17 protein-coding genes and 4 pseudogenes are annotated in these 24376 nt (G+C 72.9%); 7 read left to right on the top strand and 14 right to left on the bottom strand.

Features of this window, described 5'->3' with window-relative positions; all coding sequences use genetic code 11:
* Positions 1-164: pseudogene (locus tag UG55_RS48250) on the top strand (transposase); the annotation flags it as partial.
* Positions 165-257: 93 nt separating this feature from the next.
* Here UG55_RS48250 and UG55_RS25335 read toward each other — a convergent pair.
* From UG55_RS25335 to UG55_RS43745, 5 genes and pseudogenes are all read right to left on the bottom strand, one after another.
* Positions 258-1034 (bottom strand): phosphopantetheine-binding protein, encoded by a 777-nt coding sequence (locus UG55_RS25335; protein ID WP_066074110.1) that lies wholly within the window; start codon positions 1032-1034, stop codon positions 258-260.
* A gap of 202 nt (positions 1035-1236) precedes the next feature.
* On the bottom strand, positions 1237-1686 hold the full coding sequence (locus tag UG55_RS25330; RefSeq protein ID WP_066074107.1) for a nuclear transport factor 2 family protein: 450 nt from the start codon (positions 1684-1686) through the stop codon (positions 1237-1239).
* Positions 1683-1809 (bottom strand): annotated as a pseudogene (locus tag UG55_RS43755) (hypothetical protein); the annotation flags it as partial. The pseudogene UG55_RS43755 and the gene UG55_RS25330, both read right to left, overlap by 4 nt.
* Before the next feature lies 1 nt (position 1810).
* Positions 1811-2822: pseudogene (locus UG55_RS43750) on the bottom strand (AMP-binding protein); the annotation flags it as partial.
* A gap of 1 nt (position 2823) precedes the next feature.
* On the bottom strand, positions 2824-3401 hold a 578-nt coding region (locus UG55_RS43745), incomplete at its 3' end, for an AMP-binding protein (RefSeq protein ID WP_313954641.1).
* Between the two features lie 1001 nt (positions 3402-4402).
* Here UG55_RS43745 and UG55_RS25320 point away from each other — a divergent pair.
* Positions 4403-5257, top strand: a complete 855-nt coding sequence (locus UG55_RS25320; RefSeq protein WP_066074101.1) for a phosphopantetheine-binding protein — start codon at positions 4403-4405, stop codon at positions 5255-5257.
* Between the two features lie 46 nt (positions 5258-5303).
* Here UG55_RS25320 and UG55_RS25315 read toward each other — a convergent pair whose 3' ends face one another.
* The 4 genes from UG55_RS25315 to UG55_RS25300 form a co-directional block, all read right to left on the bottom strand.
* A complete protein-coding gene (locus UG55_RS25315) occupies positions 5304-6476 on the bottom strand; it encodes an SIS domain-containing protein (protein ID WP_066074121.1) in 1173 nt (390 codons plus the stop codon).
* Between the two features lie 55 nt (positions 6477-6531).
* Positions 6532-6732: a Trm112 family protein gene (locus tag UG55_RS25310; protein ID WP_066074098.1), complete on the bottom strand. Its 201-nt coding sequence runs from the start codon at positions 6730-6732 to the stop codon at positions 6532-6534.
* Positions 6732-8093 (bottom strand): phosphomannomutase/phosphoglucomutase, encoded by a 1362-nt coding sequence (locus UG55_RS25305; RefSeq protein WP_066074095.1) that lies wholly within the window; start codon positions 8091-8093, stop codon positions 6732-6734. The genes UG55_RS25310 and UG55_RS25305 overlap by 1 nt, the downstream gene beginning before the upstream one ends.
* A gap of 312 nt (positions 8094-8405) precedes the next feature.
* Positions 8406-8819: a DUF3499 domain-containing protein gene (locus tag UG55_RS25300; RefSeq protein ID WP_066074092.1), complete on the bottom strand. Its 414-nt coding sequence runs from the start codon at positions 8817-8819 to the stop codon at positions 8406-8408.
* A 363-nt stretch (positions 8820-9182) separates the two neighbouring features.
* Between UG55_RS25300 and UG55_RS25295 the strand changes: the two genes are divergently transcribed.
* Complete coding sequence (locus UG55_RS25295; RefSeq protein ID WP_066074118.1) at positions 9183-9575, top strand: metallopeptidase family protein; 393 nt, start codon at positions 9183-9185, stop codon at positions 9573-9575.
* A gap of 72 nt (positions 9576-9647) precedes the next feature.
* Positions 9648-11057 carry a mannose-6-phosphate isomerase, class I gene (manA, locus tag UG55_RS25290; RefSeq protein ID WP_083987187.1) on the top strand — a complete coding sequence of 470 codons (1410 nt, stop codon included), beginning with the start codon at positions 9648-9650 and terminating at the stop codon, positions 11055-11057.
* A gap of 122 nt (positions 11058-11179) precedes the next feature.
* On the opposite strand, the gene UG55_RS25285 is transcribed toward manA, so the two are convergent.
* The 5 genes and pseudogenes from UG55_RS25285 to UG55_RS25265 all read right to left on the bottom strand — a co-directional run bounded on the left by UG55_RS25285 (position 11180) and on the right by UG55_RS25265 (position 20591).
* Positions 11180-12772: a DUF5719 family protein gene (locus UG55_RS25285; protein WP_066074090.1), complete on the bottom strand. Its 1593-nt coding sequence runs from the start codon at positions 12770-12772 to the stop codon at positions 11180-11182.
* On the bottom strand, positions 12762-16313 hold the full coding sequence (locus UG55_RS25280; protein WP_066074088.1) for a glycosyltransferase: 3552 nt from the start codon (positions 16311-16313) through the stop codon (positions 12762-12764). Before UG55_RS25280 ends, UG55_RS25285 begins: the two co-directional genes overlap by 11 nt.
* Positions 16314-16430: 117 nt before the next feature.
* Positions 16431-16715 (bottom strand): annotated as a pseudogene (locus tag UG55_RS25275) (WhiB family transcriptional regulator); the annotation flags it as partial.
* 791 nt (positions 16716-17506) lie between these two features.
* Positions 17507-20170 carry a bifunctional FO biosynthesis protein CofGH gene (locus UG55_RS25270; protein ID WP_066074082.1) on the bottom strand — a complete coding sequence of 888 codons (2664 nt, stop codon included), beginning with the start codon at positions 20168-20170 and terminating at the stop codon, positions 17507-17509.
* A gap of 139 nt (positions 20171-20309) precedes the next feature.
* Positions 20310-20591 (bottom strand): hypothetical protein, encoded by a 282-nt coding sequence (locus tag UG55_RS25265; protein ID WP_066074079.1) that lies wholly within the window; start codon positions 20589-20591, stop codon positions 20310-20312.
* Between the two features lie 272 nt (positions 20592-20863).
* Between UG55_RS25265 and UG55_RS25260 the strand changes: the two genes are divergently transcribed.
* The 3 genes from UG55_RS25260 (at position 20864) to UG55_RS25250 (ending at position 24251) form a co-directional block, all read left to right on the top strand.
* Positions 20864-21445, top strand: coding sequence for a TetR/AcrR family transcriptional regulator (locus UG55_RS25260; RefSeq protein WP_066074076.1), 582 nt, complete (start codon positions 20864-20866; stop codon positions 21443-21445).
* 162 nt (positions 21446-21607) lie between these two features.
* Positions 21608-22675: a 2-phospho-L-lactate transferase gene (cofD, locus tag UG55_RS25255; protein ID WP_066074073.1), complete on the top strand. Its 1068-nt coding sequence runs from the start codon at positions 21608-21610 to the stop codon at positions 22673-22675.
* 271 nt (positions 22676-22946) lie between these two features.
* Complete coding sequence (locus UG55_RS25250; protein WP_066074113.1) at positions 22947-24251, top strand: coenzyme F420-0:L-glutamate ligase; 1305 nt, start codon at positions 22947-22949, stop codon at positions 24249-24251.
* Positions 24252-24376 lie beyond the last annotated feature (125 nt).

The following is a 24376-nucleotide window of genomic DNA, read 5'->3' as shown; positions in this document are numbered from 1 at the left end:
CCAGTACACAAGGACGACTTCGCATCTTCCGCCTCCCTCCCTACGCCCCCGACACCAACCCAGACGAATGGGTCTGGAACAACGTCAAGACCGCCAAGGTCGGCCGAAAAATGATCACATCGGTTTCGGACCTGTATTCCAATGTTCTCGCGGCGCTCCGCAGGNTCCAGGAAAACCCGGGCCTCGTCATGGGATTCTTCGGCGATCCCCNCCTCGCCTACATCAACTGGTAGCGAGTCCAGATACTTTCGTTCTTCTTAGTAGCTGTGGTCGCTCAACCTGCCTTCGACGTCAAAGTAGCGCCCAGCACCGCTGGCGATCTGATCATAGTTGTATGAGATCATCTCCAGGTACAGCTTGCGTAGGTTCCAAACCTGGAAGACGTAACGAACAAAGAGACTGACCGCGCCGACCGGAAGCGCGTTGGCGGTGTACTCGGGAGTGAAGGCGGCAGCGATGTAACCGATCCCGCGAGTGAGATCGGCGTTGTAGCAGATGACGGATCCGGCGGGTTCGCCGGCGGGTTCCGTGACCACGACGAACTGACTGAGAACACCTTGGCGCAGGTTGGCCTGGAAGGTGTCCGTATCGGGGACCGCGCCGCGGAATCGCCAGCGGTAACCGACATCCTCCCGGATTGCGAGGTGGTAGAGGAAAGGCACGTGATCCGAACCCACCGGACGCAGGGTGATCTGGCTGGTGTGCAGCAGCGGCGGATGTGCGCGAGCCCGCGGTTTGTCCGGTGAATCTGTCATGACGGTAGGCTGGACCGGCGGTTCTCGCTGGCTCGCGGTCGCGCCGCTTGCCGCATCGAGCAGCGCCTGGCTCTCGGCGACGGTCCGCGGCCCGCCCGGCGGAATCGTCGCCGGGTCGGCGCCACGTTCGACCAGCCAGGCGTAGAGATCCAAACGCTGCAACGAGTCGAGGCCGAGGTCGTCGCGCAGGTCCGTGGCTGGTGTCATCGACCCGGGGTCGATACCGAGGCGAGGAACGAAGAATCCGTCAACAACACTGAGCTGGATTTCAGCGAGCATCTACACTCCACAGGTGGACAGTTACAGGAAAGATGCAGGTACGCTTGCGGACNCTCTCGAACGGCCCGGCCAGTTGACGAAAAGGCTGTGGTACACATCCGCGAAGGCCTGAATCATGCCGTTGAAGAGCGGATATCTGTCGTGCCGAGAACTGCTGAGTTCAGCACTACTGTGTGACACGCCACCGGATGCCATGGGCTGCTCAGACCTGGTAGGTGTAGGTGATTCTGGGCGGTTGTCCGAAGAAGGAGACGATCGAGGCCAGCCGCGCCTCCGGAGTGAACCGGACGATCTCGATCCCGCCGAGCACCGCCTGGCCGGAGCGGTCGCGCAGCGCCCACTCGTAGCGCACCCAGTCATGGTGGGCGTCCACGCCTGACGTGCGGACCGGCAGGTGGCCGGGAAGGGCCCCGGCAAGCTCGCTGATCGTTTCGGCGAACTCCTGGATGCCCCGTGCGCGCTTCAACGGGTTCACGTACTCGACGTCCGGCGTACACACCTCGGCGAGGATCTCCCTACGCTGATCGGTGCTTGACGCGGGCCATGCCTCGTACACCCTGCGTGCGGCCGCGGCCACTACCCGGGCCATTTCGGGAGTGGCCTCGGCGCCGACAGTGGCAGTCTCCTGCCGGGCGACCGATCCGTTGTTCACCGTCCGCTCCGGAACATCATGGCCGCCTGTGCGCGCTGTAGTTTTCCGGACGGCGTCTTGGGGATGGTTCCGGGCGGCAGCAGGTGCACCTGGGCGGGGCGGATCCCCACTGATGCCAGCACCNCAGCCGTGACTTCGGCACGGATCGTGGCCTCGTCGTGGCCGGGACGGATCTCGACGGCGATGGTCACACCCTCGGTGCTCGCACCACGGGTGTGGGAGACGGGGTAGGCCACGACGTTACCGGGCCGAACCCCGGGGACCCGAGCCGCCGCCTGCTCGATCTCCTCGGGGTGCAGGTTACGTCCGCCAACGATGATCAGGTCCTTGGCGCGTCCGCAGGCCACGAGCTCACCGTCGACGAGATAGCCCAGGTCCCCGGTGTCGAGCCAGCCATCCTCCAGCCGCCTGACCCCACCGCCCCCGTTCGGCCGGCCGGAATCCTGACCCGCGGGATGCGGCCCGAGGCCGCCGTCGCCGCCGCCGTCGAGGTATCCGGCGGTCACGGACTCCCCGCGGATATGGATCTCACCGACGGCGCGCTCCTGGCACAGCCGCCCCGTCGTCGGGTCGACGACGCGCACCTCGAGACCGGACACAGGTGGACCAAGCCTGACCAGCCGACGTGCCGGAGCATCACCTTGCACAGTGACCGGAACAGCGGTCCCTCGCGCGGCCAGCAGGTCCGCGTCGACCTCGTCGAGTCGCAGGCCCGGCACCGGGGGCATCGTGACCGCGAGCGTCGCCTCCGCGAGCCCGTAGGCGGGGAGAAACACATTCCGGTCGAGACCGTGCCTGGCCGACGCCTCGAGAAAGCGTTCTATCGCCTCGGGCTCGATCGGCTCACCGCCGCAGAGCGCGAGCCTGACCGACGACAGGTCCAGCTGCGGGCCCACCGCGAGCAGACGTCCCGCCAGCGCGTAGGCGGACGCGGGGCCCACCAGCACAGTGGCCCGGTGCCGGGCGGCATTGGCCATCCACGACGCCGGGGAGGCCAGGTAGTCCTCCGGGTTACTGAACAGCACGTCGCAGCGCCCGCAGGTCAGATGCAGCGCCAGTCCCCCGATCAGACCCATGTCGTGGGACAGCGGCAGCCAGCTGAGCAGCCGGCCGTGGACCTCTTCATGCCGGGCCCGNTCACGGATCGCCGCGACGTTCGCCGCCAGGTTGCCGTGACTGATCTGGACAATCTTCGGCTCGGCTGTCGTACCGCTGGTGAACTGCGCGATCGCGGGGTCGGCATGAGTAAGCTCCGGTCGCCTCCACACTCCGGAGGTTTCGGCGGCCACTGCCTGCGCGAGCGGGTCGACCCTGAATCCGCCCTCGGCCAGCACCGCGCCAAGCGCCTCATACGGAGTGCCGAGCAGGACAAGCGTGGCGCCCAGCGCGGCGACCCGATCCCGGGTCTGCTCCGCATAGGTGGACAGGTCGACGGTGCGCGCCGGGGTGGGTGCACAGGTCACGACTCCGCCCGCCATCCAGACGGCCACCACAGCCGTGACCATCGCGCGCGAAGGCGAGGCCAGTACCACCACGCGAGAGGTCGGCCCGATTCCACGTTCACTCTGCAACCACGCCGCGACCCGTTCCGCTTCCGAAAAGAACTCGGACCAGCCCAGGCCGTCCGCGGAATCCGCGCCGAGGAAGACAATCCGACCGCTCTCGAGCCGAGCTCGGTCGATCCCCTCCAACAGCAGCTCTGCCAACGAGCACACACCTCTCTCGGACCAGTCCGCCGCTGCCCACGCACAGGGGAACAGGAGAACAGGGGAACATCTGAAATGACAGTCAATCGCGAGCTCGTATGACGGGCGTCCCGGGAAGGGCGATCTTCTGTTGTCACCGCCGGCGACATCGCCGATGTGGACGCGTTCGACCCGCAGCCGATTCCGGACGACTACGCCACCCCGGGGACTGCGGGGCGACGGATAGGGAGGTCGGGCTCGATCGTTCTCAGGCGGGGATTTACCACGCCCGGCGCCGACACATAACCATGGCGATGCCTGCTCATTCCCGGCTCGCAGCCACCGCCATCAGCGGCTGCGGACCGCCGCCGCCAGAGACGGCGAGAGTGAGCAGCTCGCGATCACTGTCACTGGAGTACCAGAGCGCCACCCCACGTTTCCCGCACCGCACTTCGGTGAACGTGCATAACTATGCGCATCCACTCAGATGAGTGTCAAGCACATTGGGCGCGAAATGGTCACATACCCTGCGTAGCCGTATACGCAGGGTAACTAACCCGAGGGATTTGGCGGCGTCACCGCGCCCGCAACCTGCATATTTTCGGGAGCTCAGTGAAGTCGCACCCCGCCCAGCATCACCCTCAGTGAATCTTGTGTGCAGACGACAGGCAAAGACGATCTGGATCAGCCGACGAAAGGCGCCTGGACGCCTCGGCGGACCGCCTGCGAACTACTCTGCGTAAAACAAGCAGGTCACAGCATCGACTCACGGATGTGCGCGTACCGGACGAACCTTTACCCTAGAAAGTGGCACGTACGCGCACGGATGCCACTATACTCCCGGGGCAACCTCGCGAACGTCACTCCACTCCGCGTTCGCGGCGCCGCCACGCGGAGAAAGTCCGGTCTTCGCCGGCTGGCGGTACACAGGACCCGGTGAACCAGGAGGACCCCTGTCGTTCGACAGCGACACAAACGGCCGAGTAGATCTTCTTCCACACTGCCCGAGTCTTGCCTGAGGCCGGAGAGCCATGCTTACCAAGGATGAGTTCGAGGAGCTGATCATTGTCAGCGCGCGCATCCCGCGCGAAAGTCTGGACAGTGGTGCCAGGCTGGACACGACCCTGGGGCTCGATTCGTTCGGCCTGTTGGAGCTGACTGCCTCGCTTGCGGAGCTCGGAGTCAGGCTTGACGAGCGACAGTGGCTCTCGGCCAGGACCATAGACGAGCTGTACGACTGCTACAGAGGGCAGTTTTCAGAGGCTGCCGGCAACGGGAGAACTCACCCCGGAGAGATCTCCGGTCAGGCTGGAGACCTTTCGCCGGCCGCGGACCAGCCGGGGCCGCCGGTGCTGGCCGGGCAGTTCTTCCGACTAGCGCCGGTACTGCCGCAGTCGGTGCCGTTCCTGTACGATCTCGCAATCAGTCCGGACGTCGGATTCCGGTGGCGCTACCGTGGCTCCATGCCCTCTTACCAGCACTTCGAGCAGGAGCTCTGGCAGGGCATTCTGGTCCAGTTCCTGGTCGAGTCCGTACAGACCGGCCAGCCCGCCGGCCACCTGATCTGCTACAACCCCGAGTTCAACCTGGGGAACGCTTACATCGGAGCCGCGATGGCGGCTCCCTATCTGGGTTCTGGTATCGCGGCGGAGCCGGTACAGCTGTTCATCAACTATGTGTTCGACGTGTGGCCGTTCCGGAAGCTCTACCTGGAGATGCCGGAGTTCAACTTCAGGCAGTTCGCGAGCGCCGGCGGCCGCGCTCTGCACCTCGAGGCCCGGCTGCGCGACCACGACTACTACCGTGGCCGCCGTTGGGACCGGCTGATCCTCGCGGCCTACCGGCCGGGCGAGGCCGCCCCCGCCCGCACTGACCATTTCGCGTAGTCGTCACCGCCGCCTCGGTGTCATCTGCGGCGCGGCGCAGATGCTGTCAGCGGATGGGGCCGAGGCGGCGTAGCGGCGACCCGGCGCCGGAGTCGGAGTCGACACCGGAAGCGAGCGCCAGATACACAGCGGCGAAGTCGACCAGGCCGATGAGGGAGACCAACCGCTCCAGCGGCCCCGTCCCCGTCATCGCCAGCTCGGTGACTCCGACGCCGTACTCCCCCGCGATAGCCACCGCCCGCGCCGCGGCCCGGGTGATCTCAGGATGCTCCCCGGTCTCATCCCGCAGGAGCAGCAACCGCAGCCGAGTGGTCTCCACATCGTCGACGCGGTCGCGGAAGAAGTCGTCCAGGTCACCGGCCGGCCCGCCAATCGCTGTCGCGCCGCCGCCGGAAGCCCCGTGTCCGAAGGGCCCTCCGAGTAGTGCCACCTGGTCGTAGGCGGGGTGGGGCAGCGCCCCGACCAGGGCCGGGTACCGGGCATGCGCGGCGAGCACCGCCGCGGCGCGGGCGGCCGCGACCTCGGCCAGCCGAGTGGTACCCCACCACAGCGGAAGTGTGCCGGCCAGTTCCAGCGCAAGCGTCTTCGCCGGGTTGACGAACGACTCGCTGGACGGCCGGCACCGGATCGCCGTCTCCTCCAGGCGGACCGCGGCGGCCTCCACCGCCGCTCCGCCGTCCCGCAGCAGACCGAGGGCGCCCGCCGCGGCGAGCAGTGGGACGGCCAACGACCAGAGGCCGGTGTGGGCGGGCCGGGTCTCCGGCAGCGCCACGAAGACGGCCCGGGACACCCCGGCCAGGTGCGCGAGCGGGGTGTCGGGCGGGCTGACCACGGCGAGGCGACAGCCCCGTCGGTAGGCCTCCTCGACGGCCGAGCAAGTCTCCGTGGACGTCCCCGACGCGGACACAGCGAAGACCACGTCGGCGACACCGACCCAGCCGGGCAGCCCATGCCGCCGGTGGCTGACCACCGGCACCGGGGCCGCCGGGCCGACGACCGCCTCCAGCACGTCGGCAGCGAGTGCCGAGGCGCCGACACCGACCACGACGACGGCCCGCGGGCGGCCGTCCGACGCCAGCGCGGAGACCCCGGCCTCGTTCGCGAGGCGCCAGGCCTCCCGGGTCTGCCGGGCCGCCGAGGCGGTGTGCGGCAACAGGTTCAGCGTGTCCGCCGCGGCGAGGCGGGCCGAGTCGTCCAGCTGGAACTCGTCGACGTTCACGCCGGCCACGCAGCGCCGGCCCGGGGCCCGGTGGGGGCCCCGGAGCGAACGCTGGTCAGGATGCCGAGCCGGCCGCGGCCGGGAAGGGCTTCGCCTCGTCGAGCAGCATCACCGGGATGTCGTCCCGGACGGGGAACGCCAGCCCGCAGGACTCGCAGACGAGCACCGGGGCACCGTCCAGCGTCTCCGCACGCAGCGGGGCGTGCTCCGGGCACGGGCACGCGAGGATCTCCAACAACAGGGGATCGAGGCTCATCAGGAGTTCTCCCTTCCACCGCGGATGGTGACGAGGATGTCGTCACGCAGCCGGCACATGGACGCATCATCGCGCCCCTCGACGTTCAGGCGCAGAAGTGGCTCGGTGTTGGACGGCCGGAGGTTGAACCAGGAGCCGTCCGCCAACGAGATGGTGAGCCCGTCCATGTGGTCCACATCGACCGCCTGGTCGGCGTAGGCCTTCGCCACCTCGTTCATCGCCAGCTCGGCGTCCGACACCTCGGAGTTGATCTCCCCCGAGGCGACGTAGCGGGCGTAGCCGCCGAGCAGGCTGGACAACGTACCGCTCTGGCCGCCCAGCGCGGCGAGGACGTGCAGGGCGGCGAGCATGCCCGAGTCGGCCCGCCAGAAGTCGCGGAAGTAGAAGTGGCCGGAGTGCTCACCGCCGAACACCGCGCCCGTTCGGGCCATCTCGGCCTTGATGAACGAGTGACCCACGCGGGTGCGTACCGGCACGCCGCCACGCTCGGTCACGAGCTCCGGAACGGCCTTACTGACGATCACGTTGTGAATGATGGTCGCGCCCGGCTCCCGCCGGAGCTCACGCTCCGCGACCAGAGCGGTGATCACCGAGGGTGAGACGTTCTCGCCCCGCTCGTCGACGACGAAGCACCGGTCGGCGTCGCCGTCGAAGGCGAGCCCGATGTCCGCACCCGAGGAACGGACGGCTGCCTGCAGGTCACGCAGGTTCTCCGGCTCGATCGGATTGGCCTCGTGGTTGGGGAAGCTGCCGTCGAGCTCGAAGTACATGGGGATGACGTCCAGCGGCAGCCCGTCGAACACGGCCGGGACGGTCAGCCCCGCCATGCCGTTGCCGGCGTCGACCGCCACCCTGAGCGGCCGGATCCGGGTCAGGTCGACGAGCGAGCGCAGGTGACGCGCGTACTCGTCGCGCAGGTCACGACTGGTGACCGTGCCCACCCTGCCGGTGTGCTCCGGTACGCCGGCCTCGATCAGCGCCTGGATGTCCGCCAGGCCGGTCTGCTGCCCGATCGGCGCCGCACCGGCCCGGCACAGCTTCATCCCGTTGTACTTCGCCGGGTTGTGCGACGCCGTGAACATCGCGCCGGGGAGGTCGAGCGAACCGGCCGCGAAGTAGAGCAGGTCCGTGGAACCGAGGCCGGCGGCGATCACATCCGCACCCTGGCTGGTGGCGCCCTCGGCGAACGCGGCGGCCAGCGGGACCGAGGACTCGCGCATGTCGTGGGCGGTGACGATCCGGTCTGCCCCGAGCAGGCGTACGAACGCGGCTCCGGTGGCCCTGGCCACCTCCGCGTCGAACTCGGACGGCACCACGCCTCGCACGTCGTAAGCCTTGAAGATCCGTGAGAGGTCGCGCACCCCGTAACCACCCTTTCCTGACCGGCGTCGATCGACCGGGTTGACCTTATCCGCACCCTGCGACATCGACTCCAGCGCCTTGCCGCGTGTGCCGGCGTCACGATCGCGGCACCTGGGTCAGGGTCGTACCGCGGCGCGCCCGGGACAAGGGCCGGGCAGGAGCCCGCGACCTGGAATGCTCACGCAGACGGTAGGCGGAGCGGGCCGGTGCAAGCCAGGGGGCTCAGGCCTGGCTCAGGACGGGCGCTCGCCCGGCGACCCGGACGGGGTCGGTACAGGCTCAGGACGGGACGGGTTCAGGGCGGGACGGGCTCAGGACGGGCTCGGTACGGCGCGCAGGTGACCGCGGCGCCCCCCGGCCGGGCCTGGCGGCACGGACCCCTCGGGACCGCCGGGAGGCTCCGGCCCACGCCGCGGCGCCGCATCGCGCACGGCGTCGGCGAGCGCCTCGATGTCGTCCGAGGACCGCTCCGGCCCCTGCCCCTGATCCTGACCCTGACCCTGACCCGGGGCCTGCCCGGCGGGTTGCTCGGCCTCGAGGCGGACCACGGCCCAGCCGAGCGGCACTGTCAGCCGATCGGCGTGGACCCCACACAGGTCGTAGGAGTGCGGCTCGACGAACGGCGACAGCGGACCGAGTACGGCGGTGGACTCCGCGTAGGCGTAGGTGAGCGTGGCGATCGCGGCCGCGGAACAGGCCGAGCGGGAGCAGCGCCGAGGCTTCACGTTCCGGACGGTAGACCCCGGAACGGGCGACGGCCACCACCGCCCGTCGTGTCGCGCACCGCCAGAGGTCACTGTGACACAGTGCTTATCACTCGGTTGCTCCACGCACACAATTACACCAGAACGGAACACATACTTCGACCGAAACCGCCTTCTGACGTCGTGTCGCTCCTGGTCGGGTACCCCTACGTGGGGGGTGTCGGGCTGGCCGGGCCCCGTTGCGACGCCGCCGCTGTGATCGTCCGGAAGAAACGGCGTTACCCTGTCACGATGGCCGAACCCGCCGGCACGCCCAGGGCGCTCTTCCCCACGGCCACGCGTCCGGTCCCGCCCCGCCGGCGGCGCGACCGCCGCGGCCGCGGCATGCGTGGCACACTCCTTCCCCCCGATGTGCCCGCCTATGCCACCCGTAGCGAACGTTTCGACGACCTCGTCCTGGACGCGGTGGAGCACCTGGACCACAGATGGTCCGCCGAGCTGGCCGACGTCGAGTTCGCCGTCGAGGACGTCCCGCCGGTCAGCGTGACCGACGACAGCGTTCCGCTGGCCAGCTACCAGCCGGCGAGCGGCAAGGGCCGTTCCGCCACGCCCCAGCGGATCGTGGTCTACCGGCGCCCGCTGGAGGCCCGTGCCGTCATCCCGGAGGATCTCGCGGAGCTCGTTCTCGACGCGATCATCCACCAGGTGGCGGAGATGATGGATGTCGACCCGGCAGTGATCGACCCCGAAGGTCACGGCTGGGGCGACGAGGAGTAGCCCCCTCACGACATCCGCCCGACGCCGAACCGAGAGCCGCTCACGACCGCCGAGGCGGGGACGGAGACACGTGTGACAATCGGGGAGACCGCGCCGACCAGCGCCGCGAGCAGCGAAAGCACGAACACCGACACCGTGGACGCCGACACCGTGGACACCGGCACCGGCACCGGCAGCACGACGACGAGCACCGCCCGCCCCGCCGGCAGCGGCGCCGGCGCGGGCGCCGGCCGCCCCCAGAACCCGGTCCGGGTTCTGGAGCTGCACGGCCAGGCCCAGCACTACGCCTGGGGGTCCGCCACCGCGATCCCGGACCTGCTGGGCGTCCCGCCCGACGGGGAGCCGGTCGCCGAGCTGTGGCTCGGCACCCATCCGCAGGCCCCGGCGGAAGTGGTCGACCCCGCGGAGATCGGCGGTGTGGCCGCCGCCCGGCTGAGCCCGCAGCGCCGCGCGTCCGACCTGGGCGCCCGGCGCGCCGCCGCGGACCTCGTGGGCGAGCTTCCCTTCCTGCTGAAGGTGCTCGCCGCCGACAAGGCGCTGTCGCTGCAGGTTCATCCCGATCTCGACCAGGCGCGGTCCGGGTTCGAGGCCGACGAGGCGGCGGGGCTCCCCGCCGCCGACCCGCGGCGCCGCTACCGCGACCGCAACCACAAACCAGAGCTGATCGTCGCGCTCACGCCGTTCCGGGCGCTGGCCGGCATCCGTGCTCCGGCCGCCACGCTCGCGATCGCGCGCGGGCTGGGGCATCCGGGACTCATCGCGGCGTTCGCCCCGCTGGCGACCGACCCGACCGGCGGCGCGACCCAGGTGCTGCGCAGCCTGCTCACACTGCCGCCCCAGGCCGGGGTCGACCTCGCCGCCGGCGTGGTGAGCGCCGCCGAGCGGGTGTCGTCGGACGCCCCCGAGGAGCTGCGCCGCGCCGCGGACCTGGTCCGGCTGCTCGCCGCGACCCACCCCGGCGACGTCGGCATCGCGGCGGCGCTGCTGCTCAACGACGTCACCCTGGCACCGGGCGAGGGGCTGTTCCAGCCCGCGCGGCTGCTGCACGCCTACGTCCAGGGCGTCGGCATCGAGATCATGGCGACGTCCGACAACGTGCTGCGCGGTGGGCTCACCCCCAAGCACATCGATGTCGACGAGCTGCTGCGGATCCTCGACCCGAGGCCCACCGGCGCGCCGGTGCTGCGGCCGCGGACCCTGGCGAGCTCGCCCGGCGGGCTACTGCGGTGCTGGGAGGTCCCGGTGGAGGACTTCGTCCTGCGCGAGGCCGTCTGCACCGGCGGGCCGGTGGCCGTTTCCAACCCGTCGATCCTGTTGGCCGTGGAGGGCCAGGTCGAGATCACCGGGTCCGACGGGGCCGGGGCGTCGCTGGAGCCGCTGACGCTGCGCCGCGGCTGCTCGGCGCTGGTGACCGGGCCGGCCACGGTGGTACTCACCGGCACCGGTCGGGTCTTCGCGGCGGGCTCCCCCACGCCCGTCTGACCGGCACCGCGACCGGCGACCGGCGACCGGCAGGGGGCCGGCGGCAGGCAGGCGGCAGGCCGCATCCACAGGTGACGACCACACGGGCAACCACGGGGGGTACCGCCGGGTTCTGATCGTGATCAGCGCGGTGAGCTGGGCGCACGCAGGAGCCAGAGGTCGGCCTGCGGGGCGGGCCCTGCCCGGAACCGCCACGAACCGCCGAGCCCGACAACCGCCGACACCGTCCACGGCACGGGTGCGGGCAGCGCCGCCGCCGCGCCGGCCGGCGGCAGGTCCGCCGCCAGACCCGGCAGATCTCCCGGGCTCGGCGCCCGGCCCAGCACCTGGGTCGCCACCAGGGTGCCGCCGGTCCCGACGACGCGGGCCCCGAGGCGGCCCGCGGGCAGCGGCGCCAGTACCGCGCGGCCTGCCCCGACCTCGTACCGGGTGCCGTCCACCCAGGCGGTCGCCGCCCGGTCAGGAGCGACGAGCACGAGCGCTCCGGCGCTCCAGCGCGGCACCGGGGCCGCCGCGACGACCACCTCCGGCGGCGTCGGTCCGGAGGCCCCCGCCGCTCCGACGGCCAGGCCCTCCCAGCGCGGCCGCTCGGGCACGCTCGCGGCCACCCAGGCGGCGTCGGACTCCGCACCGGTCGGCGCCGCCAGGGCCGCGACGACGCCGCTCCCGCCCGCCGATTCCACCAGCAGCGCGGACGGCGCCCCCGCCGGCAGCGTGACCGGCCGCCGCACGGTCGTCCCCGCCGGGATCCGCACCGCCTCCAGACCGACCGGGACGTGCCGGCCGGACCGGGTGAGCACCGTGACCCGAGCGGTCACCGCGGCTCCCGGGGCAGCCAGGACCAGCTCGGCCGGTGGGCGACCTGCCTCCCCCGCGGTGACCACCGGGCTGAGCAGCCCGCCCACCAGGACCCGGGCGGCCGGCCCGGCTGTGGGTGGCACCGGCGCCGCCTGCCGCGGCGCGGTACCGCTGGCTCGGTCGACCAGCCAGCACAGCACCCGCCCCGTGACGGTCTGGACGTCGACCGCGGTCGACGTCGCCTCGGGCGCGAGCTCCGCGAGGCGCCGGCTCACCGTCTGCCCAGGTGGGATGGTGATCTCCGTGCGCCGCGCCGCCCCGTCGGGCGTGCTCACACCCACGTCCACCCGGCCGGCTCGCGGGCCTGGATTCGTCCAGTAGAGGATCGGGTCACGGCCGGCTACCGTCGACGGGCCGGCGAACCAGGTCCGGGGGCGCGGCTGCTCGCACCGCGCGCGCAGCGGGCCCGCCCCGGACCCGGGGGAGGTCACGGTCGCGGTGAGGCCGGCCGCGGCCGGTCCGGACGCAGCGAGCCGCAGTGGGCCTCCCGCGGCCATCAGGGGCCGCGGGAGCTCGCCGGTCCTGGCCGGGTCGCTGGATGCCGGGTCGCTGAATGCCGGGTCGCTGGGCGGCAGGAAGAGAGCCTCGTCGTGCTGGCGGTCGCCGCCCAGCAGGTCCGGCCCGCGGGCCGGCCGCACCGATCCACCCGGGCCGGAGCCGCGCACCAGGTCGAGAAGCTGCGAGACGTGCCCGTCCAGACCGAGATCCGGGCAGAGCAGCGTGCCCGCGGTCACCGGAGTCAGGGCCGACACCGGCGGGTGCCTGCCCACGGTGGTGAGCGTGGACGTCAGCACCACCGCGAGGCAGACGATCTGGAGCGGTACCCGAACCGGGCGCCACGCGGAGTCACGCCCCATTGCGATACCCGTCCCCGCGGGCGCTCTCCCGGGCATGGGAGCGATCCGCCCGGTCAGCGGACCACTCCGCCGAGCCGCCGGTGCCGCTCTGCGCGGCGGGTTCCGCGGTGCCGGCCGGGGGCGGCCACCCCCGGCGACGCCCGCGCCGGACGGGAGCGGCCAGGACGCCGGCGACCAGCACCGTCGCCGCCACGCCCGCGGCGACGAACACGGCGGCGTGATGCCTGCCGTGGTCGTAGAAGATCCGTAGTGAACCGCCCCGCTCCGGGAGGAGGAACGCCTGCGCCCACCCGTCCGTCACGGAGGTGGGTAGCCGCTGGCCGTCCAACGTCGCCCGCCAGCGGGGGTCGGCGGGCTCCGCGAGCACCACCCGGCGGCCGGCCGGGCCCGCGGGGAGCCGGGCCGATCCGGCCAGCCCGGCGGTGGTGGGCCTGAACCCGCCGAGAGCGGTGCCGGCCCCGGCGGGTGTGCCCGGGACGAGCCGTACCCGCGTGGCGAGGGTGTCCCGACCCGTCACCGCATCCACCGGCCGCCAGACGAGGACGCCCGCCCCCCGCCGGTCGCGCCAGAGGCCGTCCACCGCGTCCAGCGCCGCGACCAGCCGCGGGTCGGCCGCACCGGTCGGCATCACGACCGCCGTGACACCGAATCCCGGCAGCCGGCCAGCCGCATCCGGAACCCCGGCGGACAGATCCCCCACCAGGCGGGCCAGTGCGCTGGACGCCGCCGAGCCGCGGTACGGGGAGACGCCGGGGAAGCCCGGTCCGTCCCCCTCGGCGGCCAGCAGGTAACTGGCACGGTCCGGCGGGGAACCGCCCAGCACCAGCACCCGGGCACCGGGCTCCCCCGTCCTGGTCAGCGCGGCGACCGACCTGGCCAGCGCCTCGTCGGGCGGATCCGCGCGGGCCGAGGTGACCAGGACCGCGCCGAACCCCGCCACCGCCAGGACGAACAGCGGGCCGGCCACCAGCGCTCCGCAGCGGGCGACCCAGGCGCGGCGGCGCGACCCGCCGGCGGCGGACGCCTCCCTGCTCGCCAGGCCGACGACAACCAGCAGTCCCGCGCAGGCCAGGCCACACTGCGGGCCCGCCCACACGCCCGCCAGCCCGGCGGAGGCGGGCGCCGCCGCCTCCGTCGACAGCTGCGTGGTCGACAGCTGCGTGGTCAACAGCTGCGTGACCGGGCCGGCGAGGGCGACCTCGATCAGGCCGGCACCGACCAACGCCCAGCCGACAGTCCCCACGCCGCGGTGGCCGGAGCCGACCCGGCCACCGCGCCCACGCGCACGCCCACCAACGCCCAGGCGGGGCAGCAGGATCAGCAGCAGGCAGACCGCCGCGAAGGCACCCAGGGCGGTGGACCGTCCCGCATCGCCGGGCGCGCCAGCGACCAGGCCGCCGCCTTCGGCCCACACCGGGGGCGGGCTGCCGACCCACAGGTCGGGCCCACCCGCGGCGAGGCCGGGAACCAGCGGGCTCAGCCCGACGACCAGTACACACACCATGCCGAGCACAGCGGCGGCGAGCGGCGCGCCCGACCAGCCCCCTGAACCGGACGAGGCCGCCGGCCCCGGGCGAGCCGGCTCCTCCCGCTCCTCCCGCTCCTCCCGCTCCTCCCGCTCTTCCCGCTCTTCCGGCTGCCCCGCCTGCCGGGAGCGCCGGGCGGCCCAGAGCGCGAACGGCAGGCCGACCAGCGCCACGAGTGCCAGGGGCGGCGCACAGCCGACCAGGACGGCGAGCCCGACCGCGAACCGCCAGGCCGGCCATCCGGCCCGGCCCGGCCGGTCGCCGCCGCGCAGAACCTCGTCCGCGGCGGCGATGACGACCGGCAACATGGCGAGGGCCACCGCGCTCTCGACCCGCCCGGCCACCACCGAGCCGACCACCGGCGGGGAGACGGCATACAGCGCGCCCAGACCGACCCGCAGGCGCCGCGAACCACTGATCCGGGCCGCGGCGAAGTAGGCGCTGTAGGCGGCGGCCGCGGGAGCCAGGGCGAGGAGGGCCGAACAGATCATGGCGGGTCGAACGCCGACCGGGGCCGCGACAGACGCCAGCGCGGCGAGCCCGGGCACCCAGGGCGGCGCGGACCCGGCCCAGCCGAGCGCACCACCCGCCGAGCCCTGCCACCCGGACCACACAATCGACCACAGTTCGCCCGCCCGCGAGGGCAGCGGCGCGCCGCCGCCCACCGCTTCCGGGGGAAGCCGACGGACCGCGGTGACACCCCCAGCCACCAGCAGCAACACCAGCGGGACCAACGCCCGCGGCGGGACGGACCTGGCCGCGTCGGGTCGAACGCCGCCGACCACCAGCCCGCCCCGCGCGCCGGCGGCGGCCTCCGGCCCGTTCCGCCTGCTCGCCGGCCCGTTCAAGGTGACGCGCCCCGGCAACAGCTCCCGGACCGCCCGCCGCGGCACCGCGGCACCGCGGCCCACCCGGCGGCGCGCCCGCACCAGCTCACCGGGCCCGGCCAGGACCGCGGCGACGATCCGCAGCTCGGCCGCGGCCGCGGCCCAACGGCCACCCGGCCGCAGCAGGCGGGCGCAGGCCCGCCCCACCCCGGCGACCACCAGTGCGGGGAGGGCGAAGAGCAGCACCGGGAGCGCTGGCAGCGCCAGACGGACCCGGACCCCCGCGATCCGGGCGGCCAGCTCCCCCACCCGGGCGTCAGACGGCCCGGCCAGCGGGACGTCCGGACGCGCCGGCGGCCGCAGCGCCACCACGGCGCGCGGCACCGCGACGACCCGCAGCCCGGCCCGGGCGGCCCGGACACCGAGGTCGAGGTCGAGGCCAGCGGCCGGGCCCACGGTGAGACCACCCAGTCGCTCCCAGGCGGTGGCCCGGATCAGCATCCCCGCGCAGGAGACCGCCAGCACGTCACGAGCGGAGCCGCGCTGGTCGAGGCCGAGGACGCCGGACGTGCCGGCGGACCCCGGCGAGCGGGGGCCGGCAAGGCCGCCCAGACCGCCCGGCGGCTGACCGGTGACCCGCCGGCCCGCGCGGTCGACAGTCACGCCGGCCTCCGTGACGGCACCCGCCCCCGACGCACGCAGGGCCGGGCCGAGCACCGCGGCGCTCCGGTCGACCCGGGCGTAGGTGAGCAGGCGGTCGAGCGCGTCGCGCTCGGGGACGACGCCGTCGTGAAGCAGCCAGTAGAAGGCGTCGGCGGCCCCGTCCCCGCCAGCGTGATGGTGAACCGCGGCGGTGACGGCGGCTCCGAAGGAAGTCTCACCGGGAAGGGTCAGAACCTGGCATTCCGGCCCGGGCAGGCCCGGCCCGGCGGGCGCGAGGCCGCCGGCGGGCGGGCCGGTGGGCGCGAGGCCGCCCGGCGGAGGGCCGATCGCCATCCCGCCGCGCTCATGGTCCGTTCCCGCGCGGGGCCGGGGGATGGTGAACCCGCCCAGACGCACCAGGATCGTCGCGTCGGGCGGGCGCACCGCCGCGGCCAGTGCCGCCAACGTCCCGTCGAGGCCGGCACCGGCCGGGGCATCACCGGACCGGCCGCCGCCCCCCGGAATGCCGGCGCGCCGGGTGACCACGATCGCGACGACCTGTTGGCCGGCACGAACGGCATCTCGGGGACGAACCGCCCACTGCCNACCGTCGGCGCCCCGCGTTGGTGTCGTCATCGCGGGCGCCGGCTGTGGGACCCGGCGTCAGACGGCTCGCCGGCGCTGCTTGCGCCGTTCCCGTTCGGACATTCCGCCCCAGATCCCGAACCGCTCGTCGTTCTCCAGGGCGTACTCCAGGCACTCGACCCTGACCTCGCAGCCGGAGCAGATGCGCTTCGCCTCCCGGGTCGACCCGCCCTTCTCCGGGAAGAACGCCTCGGGATCGGTCTGCGCGCACAGCGCCCGTTCCTGCCACTCCATCGCCTCGCCGAGCAGGTCACCGAGACCGATGTCGATGACCTGGGCGAGGGAGTCCGCGAGCGACCCGTCNGGTCGGGTCATACGCACGTCGCCGGGACGGGCGAGGGCGCCGTCCTCGTCGTTCTCGTCGTCCTCGTCGTCCGTGTCGACATCCTCGTCGTCGAGGTCGTCGACGGCGGTGTCATAGCCGGGCTCGATCAGCTCGGGCCGACCACGGCCGGGCATGACCGGCGGCGCGACCGCCGCGGCGGTCGGCACCGCGGGACGCGGATGCGCCCCGGCAACGACGCCCGAGGACGCGGGGACGGGCAGCGACACACCCGTGTGGCCGACCTCTCCCGCCGGACCGGTGTGGTGCTCAGCGGGACGCTCGACGTCCGCCAGGACGGTGTGGACGCCCGCGTCGGTGTGCTCCATATGGACTCCTCCAGACCCGTCGCGGTGCGGTCGGCCACTCCCCGGACATCGGCGCGCGGTGCCTTGGATGCACACCGACCGGACGCCGCCCTACCGCACGAGTCCCGCCGACGGGGGGAATGACACGCCGGTAATTACACGCGCCAGAGTTGGCCGCGTCAACCCCACCGACGCAACATCTTCTACAACCAGCGATGAGACCATAGCTCACAGTCACTGGGGCTCGTCACGGAGGGTCCCCGTAGCCCGACTGGGCACTACAGAGAGTGACGATCTCGCAGGCGAGCGCGGAGCGTTCGATCTCGGCCCTGAGGGCGAACTCCCCCGTACCGGACGCCGAGATTTCCGGACATCCCACCCGAACCTACACCGATCACCAACGCCGACCAGCCACACCCGAGACAACGGTCACACAGGGTAGTGACACGAACGAGCTGTGACGGTCAGCCGGCCACAATCGCGAGCGGGATGCGCGCAGCGTCACCACGAGCCGCGGCAAGGCGTTCCGAAGAGACCACACCGTAGGTCGTGGTCCGTTGCCGCGGAGGCCGGCCGGCAGCCGTGGCGAGCTCCTCCAGCTCGGCGATCGAGCGCCGCGAGCCGTGCTGGGAACCCGCCATCCGGCTGATTGTCTCCTCCATCAGCGTGCCGCCGAGGTCGTTCACCCCGCCCGCGAGCACCTGGACACACCCGTCGGTGCCGAGCTTCACCCACGAGCACTGCACGTTGTCGATAGCTCCGTGCAACAGGATCCGGGCCATCGCGTGCACCGCCCGGTTCTCCTGAACGGTGGGGCCCGGTCGGGCAACCCCGGCCAGATAGATCGGTGAGCTGTGGTGGACGAAGGGCAGCGCGACGAACTCCGTGAACCCGCCCGTCTCCTCCTGGATGCGGCGCAGCAGCCGCAGGTGGGCCACCCAGTGCGCGGGTGTATCGACGTGGCCGTACATCATCGTCGCCGAGGAGCGCAGCCCGACCCGATGTGCCGTGGAAACCACGTCGACCCAGGCCGCCGTGGGCAGCTTGCCCTTGGTCAGCACCCAGCGGACCTCGTCGTCCAGGATCTCCGCGGCCGTGCCCGGAATGCTGTCGAGGCCGGCCTCGCGGGCCGCCGTCAGCCAGTCCTCGACGGACAGGCCGGTGCGGCTGACCCCGTTCATGACCTCCATCGGCGAGAACGCGTGCAGGTGCAGCCCCGGAGCCGCCTTCTTGATCTCCCGCGCCAGCTCGAAGTAGGCGGTTCCGGGCAGGTCCGGATGGATGCCGCCCTGGACACAGACCTCGGTGGCCCCCACCGACCAGGCCTCGGCCGCCCGGGAAGCCACCTCCTCCAGGGAGAGGGTGTAGGCGTCGGCGTCATCGCGTCGCTGGGCGAAGGCACAGAAACGGCAGCCCGTGTAGCAGACGTTGGTGAAGTTGATGTTGCGGTTGACGACGTAGGTGACGTCGTCGCCGACGACCTCCCGGCGCAGGTCGTCCGCGATCCGGCAGAGTTCGTCGAGCGCCGCGCCGGTGGCCCCGAACAGGGTCAGCGCCTCGGCGTCGGAGATCCCGGCCGGGTCGGTGCCGACCCGCCGCAGCGCGGCCAGCAGCTCCGGCTCCGTCCGGCCGGCCGTGGCGCGGGAACCTGACCCGTAGACCCCGTCGACACCGGTGCCGGCGGCGCTCACCTGCTCGCGCAGACCGGCCCAGTCGCCGTACACCGTGTCGAAGTCCGAGCGGGCGGCGGCGCGGCGGCCCTCGGTGTCCACCGCGGTGTGCAGATCGGTGCGACCGCTGTCCCCCAGGCCGCCGTCGGGCTCCTGCCAGGGGCGGCCGATGGCCTGGGCGTCCGCGGCGAGCAGTCCGTCCGGCCCGGCGAGCGCGGCGACGTGCCCGGCGAGCCGGGGGTCGATCCACGGCTCGCCCAGGTGCGTCGGGTGGACGGTCAGTCGCGGGCGCAGACTGAAACCGGCGGCCTCGGTCACCGTCCGCAGGACGTCGAGAGCGGGCCAGGGGCGCTCCGGGTTGACATGATCCGGGGTCACCGGCGAGACGCCGCCCCAGTCGTCCAGGCCGGCTGCGAGCAGCAGGGCGCACTCGTCGGTGTCGACGAGGTTCGGCGGTGCCTGCACCCGCATCCGCGGGCCGAGGACGAGGCGGGTCACCGCCACGGCCGCCGCGAGCTCCTCGGCGCCGACGTCCGGCTCGCCGCGCATGGCGGTGTCGTCCTTCGCCCGGAAGTTCTGGACGATCACCTCCTGGATGGAGCCGTACTGGCGGGCCAGACCGCGCAACGCGAAGATCGTCTCGGCGCGCTCGGTGCCGGTCTCCCCGATGCCGAGCAACAGCCCGGTGGTGAAGGGGATGGACAGCCGGCCGGCGTCGGCGAGCACCCGCAGCCGTACCGCCGGGTCCTTGTCGGGCGAGCCGTAGTGCGCCCCGCCGGGAGTCGACCACAGCCTGGTGGCCGTGGTCTCCAGCATCATCCCCATCGACGGGGCGACGGCCTTGAGCCGGGCCAGCTCCGCCCAGCTCAGCACCCCGGGGTTGAGGTGCGGCAGCAGTCCGGTCTCCTCCAGCACGGCGACGGCCACGGCGCGCAGATAGCCCAGGGTGGAGTCGTAGCCGTGGGCGTCGAGCCACTCGCGGGCGGCGGGCCACCGGTCTTCCGGCCGGTCACCGAGGGTGAACAGCGCTTCCGCGCAGCCGGCCCGCGCGCCGGCCCGCGCGATGTCGAGCACCTCGTCGACCGTGAGGTAGGGGGCCGGCAGCCGGTGCGGGACCGTGGCGAAGGTGCAGTAGTGACACCTGTCCCGGCAGAGCCGGGTGAGCGGGATGAACACCTTGGGCGAGTAGGTGACGACCCCGGGCCTGCCCATGGAGGCCAGCCCGGCGTCCCGGACCCGCGCGGCGGAGGCGCACAGGTCGGCGAGGTCCGCCCCGCGGGCGGTGAGCAGGATGGCGGCCTCGGTCACGTCCAGGGTCACGCCGTCGCGCGCCCGCCGCAGCGCGCGGCGCATCGCGGCGGCGGGCGGCGGCGGTTCCGGGCGGTGCCCGCGGCCGGGGTCGGGAGCCTCCGTCCCGTCCACTCGCTCTCCGTCCGGTACCGCCGCCGTACTCGTCATGCGCTCACCCTGGATAGTTGGTCGATGATCTGAAGATGGACGTACGGGTCGCCCGCGCGGCTCCGGTCACGGGGTCGGTCAGTGGGGTAGATCCGTAGGGCCGGTCGGTGGGGTCGGGTCAGTGGGGTCGGTCAGTGGGTCAGCCCGCATCGCCGTGGCGCGCGGCGCGGCGGCCGGCCGCGGACCCGCGGAGCCGGTCGAGCGTGCCGATCAGCAGGTTCGTCCGCCTGCGGGCAGCGAGCGTGTCGGTCCGCGCGCTGGCCCTGGTCGGGGCGGCGCCCCGCAGGTCGGCGTGCCGAGCGGCCGCGACCTGCGGCGCCCGCGCGCCGGCCAGGGCACGGTTCAGCGACGCGGAGAGGGCTTCGAGGCTCTTGTGGGTACCGGTACTGGTGGTGGTCCGTGGGTTCCTGATCGCGGACATGGCAGTCCTTCCGGCGACGTACAGAGCTGGGTCCATCTCACAGCTCTCTCTAATCAGAATCAAGAGATGACCACTCCGGGGCGGCGGCGTCACGGCTGCTGACCACCCGGGCCGCCCGCGGGACGACAGGCGGCGGGGCGGCGGCAACCACCGCCGACAGACGGACGATGGGCGCGAACGGCCCGTCACGCGGACGCGCGTCAGGGGAAACCGGGTGGCGCCGGTACAAGACATTTCCCTCCTGCTCCCGCCGGGGTCGTTACCCTGATCAGGTGCCACGCAACCGCCAGGAGGTCCCACGCGAGGAGCGGATCGACGCGTTGCTCGCGGTCGCCGAGCAGCAGTTCCTCGCTCGCGGCTTCGCAGCCACCTCCATCGCCGAGATCGCCCGCGCCGCCGGTATCGAGCCCGGCTCGGTGTACTGGTACTTCCGTTCGAAGGACCACGCGTTCGCGGCCGTCCTGAACCGCCTGCTCGACGGCGAGACGGACCGGATCGCCGGGCTTCCCGACGAGCCCGCGCAGAAGCTCTTCGCGGCACTGGACTCGGTGGAACGGCGGCGGACACTGCACCCGTGCGTCGCGGAGCGCGCGCCCCACGCTCCGCCGATCATGGAGTACCACGAGCGGCTGCACGAGTGGCTGCACGGCCTGGCGCTGAGCGCGGTCGCCCACCTGGTGCCCGCGCCCGACCACGAGATCGCCGCGGACGCCGTGGTGGCGACGATCGAGGGCGGCCTGGCCAATCCCGCGCCGAGCCGGCCGACCAGCCACCTGGTCCGCTACCTGCTGGCGTCCTTCGCCAGCACGGGCAACACCCCCGCGCCGACCGCCCCGGCGCCCACCCCCCGCTGAGCCACCCGCACCTCTCCGGTCGCCCGCCCCTCTCCGCCCGCCGTCCGCCGTCCCGCCCGCCGTCCGCCGTCCGCTGTCCGCCGCTCGCTCCCCGCGAGTGCCGCGCCCTCCCCGGAACCGTCCCGCGGGCGCCGCCGGGATCCACGGTGGAAGGATGGTCAGGTGAGGGTTACCGCATTGGCTGGCGGCATCGGCGGCGCGCGTTTTCTGACCGGAGTCCGGGCAGCCCGGCCGGACGCGGAGATCACCGTCATCGGCAACACCGGCGACGACATCACCCTGCACGGTCTGCGCATCTGCCCGGACCTGGACACGGTCATGTACACCCTCGGCGGCGGAATCTCCGCGGAACGCGGCTGGGGCCGCGAGGACGAGTCCTTCGTCGTCGCCGGTGAGCTGGCCGCCTACGGGGTCGGCCCGGCCTGGTTCGGGCTCGGCGACCGTGATCTGGCCACCCACCTCGTCCGCACCCAGATGATCGACGCCGGTTACAAGCTCTCGGACGTCGTCACAGCGCTGTGTGACCGCTGGCAGCCAGGCGTGCGACTGCTGCCGATGTCGGACGACCGGGTCGAAACCCATGTGATCATCACCGACGACCAGGGCCGGCGCGCCGTGCACTTCCAGGAGTGGTGGCTGCGGATGCGGGCCGCCGTGCCGGCCGAGGCGATCCTCTCCGTCGGCGCCGCCGAGTCGACTCCCGCGCCGGGGGTGATCGACGCCATCGCGGACGCCGACGTCGTGCTGATCGGACCGTCGAACCCCGTGGTGTCGATCGGGACGATCCTCTCGGTGCCGGGCATCGCGGACGCGCTGCGGGTGACCCTGGCCCCGGTGATCGGGGTCTCGCCGATCATCGGCGGCGCCGCGGTGCGTGGCATGGCGGACGCCTGCCTGAAGGCGATCGGGGTCGAGACCACGGCCCGCGCGGTGGGTGCGCACTACGGCGGGCGGCACCGGCTGCCGGGCCCGCGTCCGGCCGGCGGTGGGGAGGCGGCGACGGGCGGGGAGGCGCCGGACGGCGCCGTCGAGGGCACCTCCGGGGGTGCGGCGCAGGAGGTTGGTCACGGTCTGCTGGACGGTTGGCTGGTTGACGTCGTGGACGCCGCGATCGCCGCGGACCCCGACGCCATACCCGGAGCTACCGTGAAGGCCATACCGCTTCTCATGACCGATCTGGAGGCCACTGTGGCGATCGTGGAGGCGGCGCTGGAGCTCGCCGGTGTCTGAGCTGTCCGCCATCGGGCCGTCCACCCTGGGCACGCCCGCGCTGGGAACACCCGCGACCGACGGCGGACCACTGCCCGCAGGCATCTCCGCACCCGACAGCACTCCCGAGGCCGGGCGGGCGGGTGCCCGGCCGGCGGAAGCCGGCACCGCACCGGCCGAGACCGGCACCGCACGGAACGAAGCCAGCACCGCACGAGCCGAAGCCGGCTCCTCGCGGGCCGAGCCCGGCGCGGCACCGGCCCGGCCCGGCCCGGAGGCGGGCGGTCAGGGGCTGCACATCCTCCCGCTGCGCGGGATCGGGGAGATCAGCCCCGGCGACGACCTCGCCGAGGTGATCGCGGCGGCGGCGCGGGCGGGCGGCGGGCTGCTCGACGGTGACGTCCTCGTGGTCACGTCCAAGATTGTCTCCAAGGCCGAGGGCCGGCTGGTCCAGCTCGACGGCGACCAGGACCGGGAGGTCGTCCGGCAGGCCGCGATCGACGCCGAGTCGGTCCGCGAGGTGGCCCGCCGCGGGCCGACCCGCATCGTCGAGACACATCACGGGTTCGTGCTGGCCAGCGCGGGTGTGGACGCGTCGAACGTCAGCAAGGACTCGATCGCGCTGCTGCCGGTGGATCCGGACGCCAGCGCGCGGGCGCTGCGCGACGGCCTGCGGGCGCGGCTCGGCGTCGCGGTCGGCGTGATCGTCAGCGACACCGCCGGGCGGCCGTGGCGGCGCGGCCTGACCGACCTGGCGATCGGCGTCGCCGGGATGGCCGCCGTGCGCAGCCACGTCGGCGACGTCGACGCCTACGGCAACGAGCTGGGCATGACCGAGATCGCCGAGGCCGACGAACTCGCCGCCGCGGCCGACCTGGTGAAGGGGAAGCTCGGGGCGACCCCGGTGGCGGTGGTCCGCGGGTTCTGGCCGCTGCCGGACGACGGCGCCGGGGCGCGGGCGCTGCTGCGGCCGTTCGCCGAGGACATGTTCCAGCTCGGCACGGTCGAGGCGCGCCGGTCGGCCCCGTTCGCCCGCCGCACGGTGCGGGAGTTCGCCGACCTCCCGGTCGACCCGGCGGCAGTCCGCCGAGCGGTCGCCGCCGCGATCACCGCCCCGGCCCCGCACCACACCACCCCCTGGCGGTTCGTGCTGGTCGACGCCCGCCGGCACGCCCTGCTCGACGCGATGGCCGTGGCCTGGACCGACGATCTGCGCCGGGACGGCTTCGACGAGGATTCGGTGACCCGGCGGCTGCGGCGCGGCGACGTGCTGCGCCGCGCACCCGTCCTGATCGTGCCGATGATGGTCGCCGACGGCGCGCACTCCTACCCGGACGAGCGCCGTTCCCGGGCCGAGGAGCGGATGTTCACCGTGGCGGTCGGCGCCGCCGTGCAGAACCTGCTGGTCGGGCTGGCCGCCGAGGGGCTGGGCTCGTGCTGGGTCTCGTCGGCGCTGTTCTGTGGCGACGTCGTCACCGACGTCCTGGACCTGCCGCGCACGTGGACTCCGATGGGCGTGGTGGGGGTGGGCCATCCGGCCGCTCCCGCGCTGCCCCGGCCTGCCCGGGATGTGACGGCGTTCGTCCTGGAACGCTGACCTGGCGGCGAGCCGGACGGACCGCACCTGCTCAGCCGGGTTCGACACTTCGTAGGATCGGGCCTGTGGGTAAGAAAAGGTGCGCCACGAGGCGCCCACAACCCGAGTGGAGGTGAAAGACCACC

Origin of the sequence: Frankia sp. EI5c (assembly GCF_001636565.1) — a bacterium.
Lineage (GTDB): Bacteria > Actinomycetota > Actinomycetes > Frankiales > Frankiaceae > Parafrankia.
Note: the sequence above shows the minus strand (reverse complement) of the source record. Positions and strands in the feature narration are given on the sequence as shown.